3 protein-coding genes are annotated in these 14515 nt (G+C 73.6%); all 3 read right to left on the bottom strand.

What is annotated here, in order from left to right:
• Positions 1-96: 96 nt before the first annotated feature.
• From OG936_RS01825 to OG936_RS01815, 3 genes are read right to left on the bottom strand one after another with little or no spacing between them, the layout of a single operon-like run.
• Positions 97-6708, bottom strand: a complete 6612-nt coding sequence (locus OG936_RS01825; protein ID WP_406492057.1) for a beta-ketoacyl synthase N-terminal-like domain-containing protein — start codon at positions 6706-6708, stop codon at positions 97-99.
• A gap of 58 nt (positions 6709-6766) precedes the next feature.
• The gene (locus OG936_RS01820; protein WP_406492056.1) at positions 6767-12907 is read right to left on the bottom strand and encodes an SDR family NAD(P)-dependent oxidoreductase; all 6141 of its coding nucleotides are present in this window, start codon (positions 12905-12907) and stop codon (positions 6767-6769) included.
• A complete protein-coding gene (locus OG936_RS01815) occupies positions 12904-14487 on the bottom strand; it encodes a PfaD family polyunsaturated fatty acid/polyketide biosynthesis protein (RefSeq protein ID WP_406492054.1) in 1584 nt (527 codons plus the stop codon). Before OG936_RS01815 ends, OG936_RS01820 begins: the two co-directional genes overlap by 4 nt.
• Positions 14488-14515: the final 28 nt, after the last annotated feature.

Raw genomic sequence — 14515 nt, 5'->3', positions numbered from 1 at the left:
AGGTCGCCACCCGGCCGGCGCGGGCCGAGGGGTGCACGCGACGGCTGGACGCCCTGAGCTTCACCACGGTGTCGCGCCCGCCGACGGAGAAGGTCGTCATGGAGTGGGTGAGGGTCCGGGAGCCACATCGGACACCACACGCATGCCCAGCCCGCGCACCCGGTAGATGCACGTGTCATCGCCCCACAGCGACGCGTCCGCCGTCGCGTAGGGCCCCCACGCGTCCGTGCCGTTCTCCACGATGTCCATGTCCACCCGGATCAGCCGGTTGGCCGGGGTGATCTGGCCGCGGTACGTCCAGGTCGTCTCGCGGCCGGGCAGCACCGGCTCGAACCGGGGGCGTGGAATGCCGTCCGCCGCGCCGCGCTCGAGCAGGTGGTACTGGAGCAGCTGGCACATGGCCTCGACGCCCAACGACCCCGGCTGCACCGGGTCCTGGAAGAAATGGGCCCGGAAGAACCACTCGTCCGGGACCACGTCCTTCTCCGACCGCAGCCGCCCGAGCCCCATGCTGCCCCCGTCCGGCCAGGAACCGGTGATCCGGTCGAGCATCAGCAGCATGGGGCCCGGCAGCCGCGGTTCCCCGGCGCAGTAACGAGCGGGCCGGGCGGTCAGATCGACCACACGGTCGCAGGGCTCGTCGAGACGGGCCCGGTCCTGGGCCGACGCCGTGAGGCCCTGCTGGTGGTCGAAGGCCGACGGCGGGAAGTAGCCGAAGACCGTGGAGAGTTCGAACAGCGGCACGCCGTCGGCCGTGCACCTCACCCGGAACGACTCGATGATCATGTCCCCGCTCCGGGAGACACGCGTCAGTTCGGCATGGGTGCGGACCGCACCCGTCGCCGGAGTGACCTCACCGGTGACCGTTCCCGCCCCGTCGAGGTTGCGGAACAGCAGATCCCTTTCGGTGGTCAACGCGCTGCCCACGTACGAGGCCAGCCACCCGCAGGGTTGCAGCGCGATCTCCATCAGGACCGCGAACGGCATCGAACGGCCGCCGCTCTGCTCGAAGTACCAGGCCCGCGCGGGCACGTCGTACTCCGCGACGACACCGCTGCCCTCCCGCATACCGCCCTGCGGACCGTCCACCGAGACGATCCGGCTCATGAAGTGGTAGGGGGGACCGGGCAGCCGCGCGACCTTACGGGTGCCGTCGAACGGCTCGTACGCGGTACCGAACGCCTCACTCGGTCTGCCCCAGGCACACGCCAGCAACGAGGTGTAGTCGAAGGGGAATCCATCCGCCGCCGTCGCCACCGGCTTCTTCTCCCGGTGCCCGGCCAGCCCGCCGAGCAGGGGGAGCGGCACCGGTGTACCGCTGCCCTGCACGACGGGCGGGCCCGAGTGCCGCCAGTGCGACAGCGGCCAGTCGGGTACGAGCCGCAGCGCCACGTCCCGGCCCAGGAACGCACTCGCCCCGTCCACCGAGCCCAGCACATCGGCGTACAGCGTCGGCACAGGCCCGGCCGAGACACCGCGCACGAACACCTCGTAGACGACCCGCCGGCCGGCCGGAGTCGCCTGGCCGCGGCACATCGCCTTGCAGGGGTGACCGCCGACGGGCTCGAAACGCCAGCCATCCCGGTCCACGGTGAAGCCCATGGCCGCCAGGTAGAACGCCATCGCCTGGAGACCGCCCTGGAGCATCAGGGTGCCCGGCATACAGGGGTCGTTCTTGAAATGCCCCGCGAAGAACCAGTCGTCCGGCGACAGCGGGGTCTCGGCCCGCAGATAGCCGCGGCCCCACGGCCCTCCGGCCGGGTCGAACGCGGTCACCTCGTGGATCAGCCGCAGCCTGCCGTCGTCGAGCCGAGGTGAGCGGACGTGGGCCGCCGTCGCCTCCCAGCCGGGGCCGAAGCAGTCAACCGGCAGCCCCCGGACCAGGGCCCGTACCCGGTCCGCGTCGAAGCGGGTCCGTCCGCAACGCACGGCCGGCGGATCGAGTGGCAGGTCGTCGCCGGGCGGACGCTCGGCGGGATCCCACCGCACACCTCCGCCGCCCGCCAGTTCCTCGGGGGTGAAGAACCCGGCCTGGCCCTCGCGGACGCTGAGCCGGAGTTCGCCGTCCACGTAAGCGTCGTAGTGGAAGAAGGCCAGCCGGATGCCGTCGTGCTCCGCGTGGCCGTCGATGTGGATCTCGTAGCGCAGGGTCTCGCCCGGCTGCGGCGGGCTGCCGTGGTACGTCACCTCGCAGCCGAGCAGCCGGTAGGCGCGCTCGCCCCGGTTGAGGAGGTCCACGCCCAGCCAGCTGAGCAGGAGCAGATCCGCCTGGCCCGCCTCGATCAGCAGCCCGGCCGGCATACGTCCGGTGGAGTCCAGGTACCAGCTGTCGGGCCGTACATCGGTCTCCGTCCAGATCGTCCCGTCGGTGCGCACCGGGCCGGGCGCGGCGAGCGCCGCCGGCACGGCGTCGATGCCGGTGACCCGGTCCGCGAACAGCATCGGCGGCTCGGGCATCCGCGTCTGCACCGCGTACCCGTCCTGCTCGGCGAACCGCGGGCCGAACAGTGTGGAGATCTCCCGGGAGGCGAGGTGTTCCAGCTGGGCGCGGTCGAACTTCGGCCCCGGCCTCAGAAGTGGTGCGGGTGCCACTTCCGGCGGGGGAGCGGGCAGGAACGCCGAGCGGGGCGTGGGCCGTACCGGGACCGGCGGCGGCCCGGTCGGACGCGGGGCAGGGAGGCCCGGTGGCCGTACGGAAACGGGCACGGTGCTGCGCAGCGCGGTGACGGCGAGAGCGGACACCCGCAGGAACCGCTGATGGGCCTCGGTGTGTCCGGCGGTGATCTCCTGGTGCAGCGCGGCGACCCGCAGGCTCTGACGGAGGACTGCGGCGCGGGCGCCCGCCGCCCGCGGATCGCGCCCGTCCCAGCCTGTCGGCCGGACGTCCGGCAGGGGGCGCGGCCCCGCGGTACCGGGCCAGAGCACGGCAGCGCCGGCCGGTGTGTCGGACCGTTCGGCCTCCCGGTCCGGTACCGGCGCCAGCTCGGGGGCCCGGGGCAGGGTTACCGGGGCCGGCTCCAGTGGCGGCAGACAGGGAGGCGCGGGTACGGGCACGGTGACGGTGGGCCCGGGACGCGGGGTCTCGGTGGCGGCTTCCGCGAGCCGGGCGAACCACTCGTCGGCGTGTACCGGCACGCCCGCCACGACGAGTTCGGCCACCGCCAGGCAGGGCTGCCGCAGCCGGGTGTCGCCCGGGGCGTCGAGGGCGACGGCCACATGGTCCCGGTCGCCGAGTACCCGCTTGATCCAGCCGGTGCACAGCTTGCGCGGCCCGTGCTCCACGAAGACCCGGACACCGTCGGCCCACGCCTGCTCGACCGTGGCCGCGAAGTCGATCGTGTTCAGTCCCTGCGCGGTGAGCGCCTCGGCGGCCCGCTCGGCCGTCGGCCGGTACGACTGCCCGGTGGCCCCGCTGTAGAACCGCACACCGGGCACGTCGACGGTCGGGCGACGATGGACCGCACGCCATACCTCTCGGATCTCCGCCAACTCCGGTGCGTGGGCGGCCATGTCGTAGTCGAGCTCGATCGCGCGGTCGGCGCCGATCCTGGCCACGACGGCCGCACACGCGCGGGACTCGCCGCCGATGACGCAGACTCCGGGGGCGTTCACCGCCATCAGATGGACGGCGACCTCGGCGGCGAGCTCGGCACGGACCGCTTCCAGGGGCGCACTGACCAGATAGCTCGACCAGCGTCGGCCCTCGACGCCCAGACGCTCCCAGTGGCGCCGCACCGTCCGGAGTTCACCGGTGAGCTCGGTCGTGAACAGACCGCTGTCCCGGGTGGCGTCGTACAGCCCTGCGGCGTCCGGCCAGGCCCCCAGCGCCACCAGGGCGGCCGACTCGCCCGAGGAGTACCCGAGAGCGGCCTCCGGCCGGAGCCCGAGCACATCCCGGGTGAACACGGTGTGGTGGACGGCGAGTTCGGCGGCACCCCAGATCTGGTCGAGCACTCCGCGCGCCGCCCGGGACCGCTGTCGTGCACCGGTCGCCCCGTGCCTGGCACGGACGGCCTCGCCGAGCGACGGCAGCGCGAGCATCAGCTCGTGGCCCATACCCGGATACGCTGCCGAGCCGTTGGTGTACACGAACGCGGTCTGCCCCGTGACCGGCCTGTCCCGGTACAGCACATCGGCCGGACGGGCTCCGCCCTCGGCCAGCCAGCGGCGGGCGGCCTCCTTGCGGCCCGGCAACAAGTCGTCGTCGGCCACGAGCGCCAGCCGGGCCGGTCCGGCGTCGGACTCCGCACCGGACTCCAGCGCGGCCAGCACCTCCCGGCGGTCGGCCCCGGAAAAGACGTGCAGGCGCGGAGCCGGGCCCCGCAGCCACGGCCGCGCGTCCCCCGCGCGCAGCCGGACACTGGCGGTGGGCCCTTCCAACGGTGTCACCGCGGCCTTCGCGGTGTGCGCGACGGTCGCGGTATCCGCAGGTCCGCCCGGACGCGGCACCGCACGGTGCTGGAGCGAGAGCGCCGCGACCGCGACGGAGACCAGCCCGTACGCGGCGTGAGCGCGCCCGAAGGCCGACGCCGGGTCGAACACCGCGTCAGGGCCGTCCCCGATGACCACGTCGGGTGCGCCGGTGGCGTCCTCGTCGAGCAGGGCGACGACGGTGTCGCCGTCCCTGCGCGCGGTGTCCACGGACTTGAGGACCAGGACGATGGCGGCGTCCCCTGGTTCGTCCTCGCGGCCGAGATCCCGCTGGGCGGTCCGGTGCACCGCCTCGCAGGACAGGTCGGTGGCACCGACGAGCGCGGCGTCGACCTCCCCGGACCGGACGGCCCGGACCGCGAGTTCCAGCGCCACCAGCCCGGACGCCTCCTCCGCCGAGACCGCGAAACCCGGTCCGGCCAGGTCGAGTTGGGTACTGATCCGGTTCGCCACCAGGTTCGGCAGGGTGCCCACCACTCCCTCCGCGGTCATGGGCGGCAGGAATGCGTTCCGGGCGAGGTCCGCCGACTCGGGCGTGGCGGCAAGCCCGGCCCGTTCCAGCCAGTGGGGAACCCTCCAGCGGGCGCCCGCACGGGCCACCTCGGGGTCCACCCCCATGCCGATGACCACCATGGTCCGCTCCCGGGGCAGGGACACCGACCGGACGGCTTCCCGGGCGGCCTCCAGCACCAGGAGCTGATGGCGCACCGTTCGCTCCAGGGCCAGTGGCGGGAAGCACAGGTCCCTCAATTCCACGGCGATCCCGGGGGCGGGGCCACGTCGCTCACCGCCCAGCACCGCCCGCCGGAAGTCCTCCGTACAGGTCCCGTCGCCGACTCGGGCGCCGAGAGCGACGATCGCCACAGGCGCACGGCCGCCCGGCGATTCCCGCACCCAGGTCGGGGCGGGCACGGCTGCGGCCGGGCGGATCGGCCGCGGTACGGCGGACACCGGGTCGCAGTCCGGCAGGTCCACCACCAGATGGGCGTTGGTCCCGCCGAACCCGAACGCGCTCACCGCCGCCCGGCGCGGCCCGGACCACGGTTCCGGCGCGGTCAGCACCCGCAGCGGCGTGCCCGCCAGCGCCTCCAGCGGCCGATGCGCGCCGAGCGTCGCCGGACGGATCCCCGCACGCAGCGCGCCGAGCACCTTCAGCAGCCCGGTCATGCCCGCCGAGGCCAGCAGGTGCCCGACGTTCGACTTCACCGAACCGATGGGCACGTCGTCACCGGTGCCGAAGACCCGGGCCATGCCGCGCGCCTCCACCGCGTCCCCGACCGGCGTCCCCGTCGCATGGCACTCGACGAGAGACACGGTCCCGGGCGCGACGCCCGCCGCGTCGTACGCCAGGCGCATGGCACGGACCTGGCCCTCCTCCGACGGGCTGATCAGCCCGGCGCCGCGCCCGTCGTTGGACAACCCGACACCGCGGATCACACCGAGCACGGGCAGATGGGCGGTGCGGGCCTCGGACAGCCGCATCAGGGCGACGAACCCGGCGCCCTCTCCGTGCACCAGCCCGTCCGCGTCCCGGTGGAAGGGCCTGCTGCGCCCCGTGCGGCTCGTCGCGGACAGCCCGCAGAAGCCGACGTGCAGATAGAGGGGGTCCGCCCGGCTGACCGCACCGGCCACCATCAGGTCCGCCGTGCCGTCGTGCAGCCGGTCGCACGCCAGCTTGACGGCATACAGCGACGACGCGCAGGCGGCGTCGAGGGACCACGCGCCCGCCCCCAGCCCGAGGGCTCGAGCCGCGAGCCGGGCGGGCAGCCCGGACGAGAAGCGATTCCGGGCATCGGGCCGCTGCCGGTGCTCTCCCGTCAGCAGGGCGTCACGGAGCGGGGGCCGCTGGGCGGACAGCCAGACGTGCTCGGCAAGAGCCGCCCCTGTGGGCGTGGGATAGGACAGGTTTCCCAGCACCAGCCCCGCGCGCGGCAGAGGGCCCTCGCGGCCCGCCTCCGTGAGTGCCTGCCGGACGCCGTACATGACCCAGTGGAAGAGCGGGTCCAGCGACAGGATCCGCTCCGGGGCGATGCGGAAGACGCCGGGGTCGAAGACGGACTCGAACCCCCGCACGTACCCGCCGACATCGGTCCAGGTGCGGTCGAGATGGTCGTCCACCGAGCCCATGGCCCAGTGGCGCGGCAGCCGCCACCGGCCCTCCGGGATGGCCGACAGGCTGGTGCGGCCCGCGGCGATGTTGTCCCAGAACGTGTCCGGATCGAGCGCGTCGGGCAGCACACAGCCCCGGCCGACGACGGCGATCGGTTCGAATTCCATGCAGGTCTCACTTCACGGCAGGGCAGGGCAGGGCGGGGCTGGGCGGGAGGGGCCGGGCTCAGGAGGGGCGGCGGACGAGTTCCACGCCGAGCAGTTCCAGACGGACGGCTCCATCGGCGTCGATCAGCGCCGCATCGCAGCGCGCCCCCGTGCTGTGAACCTTCCTGGCTCGCAGCACACACCGCACCGTGCCGTCCACCGGGCCGCGCCGGTACACCCTGCACTCCGCGACGGCCATCGGCAGCGTGGCCGCATCGAGTACCTCCTGCGCCCAGAGCAGGGCGAGTTGGAGCGCGCCGTCCATGGCGGCCGGGTCGAGCGGCCAGTGCCCACCGGACCATTCCAAGTCGCGCACGCCCGCGACGGTCGCCTCGGCTCCGTGCTCCGAAACACCGTGCAGCGAGCGGACGGAGTGGAAGCGGGGGCCGTGGAAGAGGCTCTCCCCGTCGTACAACTCGGTGCGGTCCAGCGGCTTGAGGTCGTCCGGGCTGCCCCACGCGGCCGGATCCGGCTCTTCGTTCCCGGTGTCCAGCACGGCCCGGAAGTGCGCCACCCCGCTTTCCCCGCGCAGTTCCGTCTCCAGCCCCGTCGACGAACCGGCCGCGCCCCGGCTGCCGTGCACGGTGAGCCGGTGGCCTGTGCCGGCCAGTTCGGGCAGCGTGCACTTCTGGTACACCCGCAGATCGCGCAGGACGAGTGGGCCGGTATTCGGCAGCCAGGCGGTGGCCGCCCCCGCGAACCAGTTCAGGACCATCGCCACGGGCAGCACGGGAACTCCGTTGAGCGCGTGGTCGGCCAGCTGCGGCAGGTTGTCCACCCGGACCAGCAGCTGCGCCGGGCACGGATCGCCGGCGGGGGACAGGGCCGCCGGATCGTCTCCGGCCACCAGGACGACGCGGGCCTCACCGGCTGTGCCGTCCAGCTCGGCCGTGAAAGCGGCAGCCCCCTCCTCCAGAGGGATCAGCGGAACCCCGGACCGGCCGAAATGCCCGGCCAGAGCAGGTGTGACCATGCCGCCGCGCCACGGTCCCCAGGCGACGCACCGCACGAGGCAGCCGGGGCGGCGGGCCTGTTCCGCCGAGGCGACCTGGCCCAGGATCTCGTTGGCCATGGCGTAATCGCTCTGCCCCGCGTTGCCGAACACGGCGGCCACCGAGGAAAACAGGCAGATCACGTCCAGCGGATCGTCCGCCGTCGCGGCCAGCAGCGCGCGCAGACCGTCCACCTTGGTCGACATCACCTGCTCGACCTGCTCGTCGGTCTTGTCGCTGATCCGCTTGTCGGCCAGTACTCCCGCACCGTGCACGATGCCGGTGACCGGCCCCCACGCGTCACGTACGTCACGCAGTGCGGAGGCGACGGCGTCGCCGTCGCGGACGTCCACCTGGACGTACCGGACGGGGGATCCCGCCGCCTCCAGGGCCGCCAACGTCGCCCGCACCTCGCGCGCGGCCAGGATCTCCCGGGCCCGCGCCGCGATCCGGGCGGGCGAGGAGTTCTCCGCGCCCTCGGCCGAACGCTCGGCGAGCAGACGGGTGAGCGCCGGTTCGTCGGCGGCGGACGCGAGCCCTGCGGGCTCAGGGGCCGGTGCCGTCCTGCCGAGCAGCACGATCCGCGGACGGTGGGTCCTGGCCAGGTCCAGCAGCGCGGCGGAGGTCACCCCGCGCGCCCCTCCGGTGGCCACGATCACCGACTCCGAGGTGATCCGCCGGGTGCTGTCGGGCGTCACCGGCGCGGGTACCGTCCGCAGGGTGGTGCGGGTGCCGTCCGCGCGGAGACCTGACTCCTGGTCAGGGCCGCCTTCCAGCAGTTCCCGCACGATCGCCTCGGCGACCTCCTCGTCGCTCCGACCGCCCCGCTCGCAGTCGACGGCCTTGACCGGGACACCCGGCCACTCCTTCGCCACGGTCCTGGTCAGACCGGCGACGCCGCCCAGCCACGCGCGGTCGGGTGCGTGGCCGTCGAGCCCGAAGTCGCCTCCGGTGTCCTGCACGGTCACGAACAGTCCGCCCCGTTCGGCGGCCTGTGCCGCCACCGCGCGCGCCGCCCGGAACACCGACCGGTGGACCTCCCGCGCATCGTCCGGCGTGCTGCCACCGGTCAGCCCGCCGAGGTGCACGACTCCGCGCGCGTCCTCGGGCACCTCCGCCACGGCGGTGGCGTCCACGCCGTGCTCCGCCAGCTTCCGTGCGACGAGGGCGGTGATCGCGTCGCCGTCGGCGCCCCCGCCCGCCACCACGAGCGGCCCGTCCAGGAGCCCCGCCGTCGCCAGACCGGACGCCGGTGACTCCACCGCGCGCTGCACCAGCCTCGTCAGCACCGTCTCCTGCCCCAACCCGGACCCGGACCCGGACCCGGACCCGGTGCGCATGGCGGGGATCTTTGGGACGGCGGGGGGTCCGGTCACGGCCGGGGCCTCCGGCGCCGGGGCCCCGGGCGTCCGGCCGGCCGCGGTGAGTGCCTCGACGATCTCGCGCAGCGTGCGGAGCCTGCCGAGCTGTGCGATGTCTCCCGTCGCCACGTCGCCCACTCTCTGGCGTACGGCCGACAGGATCTCGACGCGCTTGATGGAGTCGACTCCCAGATCCGCCTCCAACTCCATGTCCACGTTGAGCATCTCCGTCGGGTAGCCGGTGAGCCGGGCCACCACCGAGAGCAGTAGTTTCTCCAGTTCCGGCACCGACAGGGGCGCGGCATCGGCGGCCGGTGCCGAGAGGGCCACCGGGACCGCGGCCGGGGCCCGTTCCTCGGCGGCGACCGGTGCGGGCGACGGGACCGCGCCGGGCCCGGCGGGTACGAAGGCGGGCACGGTCACGGGAACGCCGACCGCTGCCGGGGGCGGTGTCGCGGGTGCCGGGGCACGCCCGGGTGCCGAAGGGCGGGGGAGCGGCAGCGGTGCCGGGGGAGCCGGGGCGTCGGGCACGGCGCCGACGCCCTGTGCCCCGAGCATCGCGGCCAGGGTGGTCTCGGTCATCCGCAGAAAAGCCATATGGCTGTCGGTCAGCATGCGTTGGCAGGCCGCGTGGGCCTCCGCAGTCTGCCGCTGGACGCTCTCCACCGCGGCGTACCACTCGGGGCCGAGGGCGACATCGTGCTCAGCGCCGTACGCGGGCTCGGGGTCGTGCGACGGCTCGGCCCCGTACGCGGGCTCCGGTTCCTGGACGGGTGCCGTCCCGTAGGCCGACGGCTCCGGAGTGCGGGCGGGAACGGGTGCGTACGCGGACATGGGAACCACCAGGATGTCGGACGAGGGGGCGGGCTGCGGGTGGTGTTCCGGCCCGCGTTCCGGCGCGGGCACGGGCGGCTGTGGTTCGGCGGCTCCGGTGCGGGGCGGGTAGGGCTGACCGTAGTTGCCTCCGCTGATCTTCACGGTCATCCGGGGCTTGCGCTCCTTCACTGAGGTTCCGGGCGAGGCGTACGGCGCCCAGAGGGGATCGAAGTCGAGAGGGATACCGCGGACGGCGAGTTCACCGAGCGCGGTGTGCAGGGTGCCGACCCCGGACCGGTCCGCCCGGTCCAGGGGGACGGCCGCGTGCGCGCGGTCACCCAGGATCTGTCCGACCAGGCCGGTCAGCACGGTGCCCGCGCCGACCTCGACGAAGGTCCGCACCCCTGCCGCGTACATCGCCTCGATCTGGTCCTGGAAGAGCACGGGTGAGGCCAGGTGGTCGGCGATCCGGCGGCGTACCCCGTCGGGCGACGACGGGTACGGTTCCGCGTCCGCGTTGCCGTACACCTCGATCCGGGGCTTCGTGAGCGGGACCGTGCGCAGGAACGCGGCGAGCGGCTCACCGGCCGGGGCGACCAGCGGGCTGTGGAAGGCGGTCGAAGTGGTCAGCCGGCGTGTGCCGACACCCTTGGCCGCGAACGCCTTCTCGGCGCGCGCGACAGCCTCCCCCGAGCCCGAAAGCACCACTTGAAGAGGGGAGTTGAGGTTGGCCGGCCAGATGTCGCCGAACTCGTCACCGGCCAGCACCGCCATCACGTGCTCGCGATCCGCCGCCACGGCCAGCATCGCGCCCGGTACACCGGCCGCGTCCCGCATCAGCTCACCGCGCCTGCGGGCCAGACCGACCAGCGCATCGGCGTCCAGGGCACCCGCGCAGTGCAGCGCCACCAGCTCACCGAAACTGTGGCCCGCCACGCAGTCCGGTTGCAGGCCCAGACCCCGCAGTACGGCCAGCAAGGCGAGCGCGTGCACCGCGAGAGCGGGCTGCGCCCACTCGGTGGCGGCCAGAAGCGCAGCCTGGGCCGCGCGTTCCTCGTCGCCGAAGGCGGGCGGCGGGAACACCACCCGGTGCAGGGGCCGTCCGTCGAAGCTGGTGCCGCCCAGCCGGTCCCACACGGCCTGGGCGGCCGGTGACAGCATCGCGAGGCCGGTGCCCATCCCGACGTACTGGGATCCCTGCCCCGGGAACAGGAATGCGAGACGGCCGGGCACGGGGTCCCCGAAGGCGTACCGGACACCGTTCGGTGTCGAGAACGCCGTGCCGGGCCGCTGCCGGATCAGCGTGAGCGCCTGCGCGTACTTCTCCCTCAGGTCCTCGGAGTCCGTGGCGACGACGGCCAGCCGCACCGGATCGGTGGGTGAGAACGCGCTGTGGCTCTCCCGGGCGAGCGCGGACAGCGGACGGTCGCCGTACGTTTCCGGCGGCACCAGGTCGGACGGCGACGCGCCGCTGAACAGGACGAGTTCGCTCGGTGCGGAGCGATGGCGCGGCGGCACCCGCGCCAGGGTGCCCGAGGGCACGTACTCCTCCAGTGTGACGTGGAAGTTGCTGCCCCCGAACCCGAAGCTCGACACCGACGCCCGGCGCGGATGACCGGCGGAACGCACCCACGGCCGGGCCTCGGTGTTGACGTAGAACGGGCCGTCCGGGGCGGCGGCCGCCGGCATCGGCCGGTCGACCTTGATGGTCGGCGGCAGCACCTTGTGGTGCAGGGCCATGACCGCCTTGAGCAGCCCCGCCGCGCCCGCCGTGCACTTGGTGTGGCCGATCTGCGACTTGACCGAGCCGATCGCACACCACTGCCCGTCCGTACGTCCCGACGCCTCGAACACCTCGCGCAGCGCCGTCAGTTCGGCGGTGTCCCCGGCCTTCGTGCCGGTTCCGTGGGCCTCGACCAGTTCCACGGTCTGCGGACCGTAACCCGCCTCCTCGTAGGCGCGTCGCAGAGCCCGTGCCTGACCGTCGGGAAGCGGCGCATAGATCGCCGTACTCCTGCCGTCGGACGAGGTGCCGATGCCCCGGATCACCGCGTGGATCCGGTCGCCGTCCCGCTCCGCGTCGGACAACCGCTTCAGCGCGTACATGACGACCGCTTCGCCGAGCATGGTGCCGTCCGCCGCATCCGAGAACGGACGGCAGTCACCGGTGCGGGAAAGCGCGGGCGTCTTGGAGAAGCACAGGAACATGCCGATGTCGTTCCCGGTGTCCACACCGCCGCTGATCACCAGGTCGGTCCGCCCGAGCGCCAGCTCACCGACCGCCGTGGACAGTGCCGCCAGGGAGCTGGCACAGGCGGCGTCGGTGGTGTGGTTGGTGCCGTGCAGGTCGAACCGGTTGGCGATCCGGCCCGCGACGACATTGCCGAGCAGGCCGGGGAACGTCGACTCCTGCCACGGGCTGAAGTGCGCCGAGATACGGTCGCACACGGCCTGCGCCTCGGCCTCGGCGAGACCGCTCTCCCGCAGCGCCTTCAGCCACACCGGGCGATGTGCGCGCCCGTACATGTGGGGGAGCAGCTCCAGGGAGGCCGCCCCGAGGACGACGCCGACCCGGTCCCGGTCCATGCCCGACAGACCGCCGGCGTCGGTCAGCACTTGGTCGGCGACCATCAGGGCGAGCAGTTGGGAGGTGTCCGTCGCCGACAGGTTGGCGGGCGGCACACCGTACGCCAACGGGTCGAAGTCCACCTCCGGCAGGAAGGCGCCGCGGCGGGCGTACGTCTTGTCGGGGGCGGCCGGGTCGGGGTCGTAGTGGTCCGCCACCAGCCAGCGGGAGGCGGGCACCTCGGTGATCAGGTCCCGGCCGCCGGTCAGGATCCGCCAGTAGCCTGCCGCGTCCGTCGCGCCGGGCACCAGGGCGCCGACACCGACCACGGCGACGGGCACCTGCCCACGGGTGCGGGCGGACACGCTGTCTCCTCGGGGCCGGACGGCTGCCGCTGACGCCTCCGGGGCGCCGTGGCCGCTCATGCCAGCTCGCGCGGAGTGTAGACGAATGCCTCGGATGGCAACGGAACTCCATAGGTGCGCAGTTGATGGGCTCGGGTGAGCAACGCGGCGCCTTCCAGCAGGTTGAGCGCGATCTGCACCACGGACCGGTTCGCCGGTTCGGCCAGGAACGTGCCCGCCACCCAGCGGTTGAACGCGCCCGTCGCAGGCCCGCACCAGATCTGGTAGTCGGTACGCCGGGCCGCCTCGCCGTTGATCGCCCACCGACTGGAACTGCCCAGGTACCAGCGGAAGACCAGCGCCATACGGTGCTTCGGATCGGCCTCCGCACGCGTGATCTCCGAGGGATCGCGCCGCTCCCAGAACGCGCGTGTGTGCTGCCAGACCTCGTCGAACGAGGCGCGCAACACGTCCCGTTCGATCGCGGCGCGCACCGCGGCTGGGATCTCCTCCAGCGAACCGTGCGCCCGGTAGGCCGCGTGGAGCCTGCCGGCCCGCTGGGCGAACATCGTCCCGCGGGACAGTACTTGCAGCGTGACACCGAGCTCGAACATGTCCGCCGCCGGTGCCATGGCCACATCGGCGACATCCGCCTCGCAGAGCATCGTCTTGGCCTCTTCGGACAGGCCCGCCTCGGTTGCCGTCTGGTTCACCGATCCGACGACCACGTAGGACGCGCCGAGGGCGAAGGCCGCGGCCACCGCGGCCGGCGTGCCCAGCCCGCCGGCCGCGCCGATCCTGACCGGTCGGCGGTAGCCGAATCGCCGGCACAGCGCGTCGCGCAGCAGGGCGATCCTCGGCAGCAGGGCCGACAACGGCCGGTTGTCGGTGTGACCTCCGCTGTCGGCCTCCACGGTGATGTCCTCGGCCACCGGCACCAGGGCCGCCAGGCCGGCCTCCTGCGGGGTCAGCTTCCCCTGGACGACGAGCCGGTCCAGCAGCGCGGCCGGGGCGGGCGAGAGGAACCTCTCGGCCACCTCGGGCCGGGAGACCTTGGCGAGGATCCGCGTGCGCCGGACGATTCCGCCGTCGGCGCCGCGGCGCAGTCCCCGGGCCGAGCACAGCACGACGGCCGGGGTGAGCTCCATGAACGCCGACGCCGAGATCCGGGGCACACCGCAGCGCAGCAGCAGCTCGGCGACGCGGAATTCCAGCGCGGGTTCGGCCGGTGAGTGGATGAGGTTCACGCCCCAGTTCGAACGGGACCGCAGCTCCCCGGCCAGCGCGTGCACGGCCCGCTCCACATCGGCATACGCCAGACCGCCGGCGCCGAAGAACCCGAGCATCTCCGCCCGGGCCATCGCGGACACCATCCGGGTGGTCGCGATGCCGTTCGCCATCTCGCCCGCCACATAAGGGAAACGGACGCCGTGCGCCTCGCAGAAGGTGCGCCCGCCGAGCCACTCGGGGTACAGCGGCGGCAGCGTCCCGAGCACCGGGCCGTCGGGTACGGGACCGGCCGCGAGCCCCAGTTCACGGCCGCTCGGCCCGCTGACGATGTGTACGGGTTCCCGGATCCGTCGGGCCCGGGCGGCGATCTCCTCCAGGGAGAAGACCGGCGGGGACGCGGCGGGGGCGACGGGAGCGGAGAGGACGGACACGGAGGGGCTCCAGCGGGAGAGGAGGTGT

It is taken from the genome of Streptomyces sp. NBC_00846, assembly GCF_045207325.1.
In the GTDB taxonomy this organism is placed as follows: domain Bacteria; phylum Actinomycetota; class Actinomycetes; order Streptomycetales; family Streptomycetaceae; genus Streptomyces.
This window is presented reverse-complemented; position numbering and strand designations above follow the sequence as displayed.

What these genes read in the sequence shown, in the direction of transcription:
- OG936_RS01825 (WP_406492057.1), bottom strand. Translation starts at nt 6,708, where the DNA reads ATGGAATTCGAACCGATCGCCGTCGTCGGCCGGGGCTGTGTGCTGCCC.
- OG936_RS01820 (WP_406492056.1), bottom strand. Translation starts at nt 12,907, where the DNA reads ATGAGCGGCCACGGCGCCCCGGAGGCGTCAGCGGCAGCCGTCCGGCCC.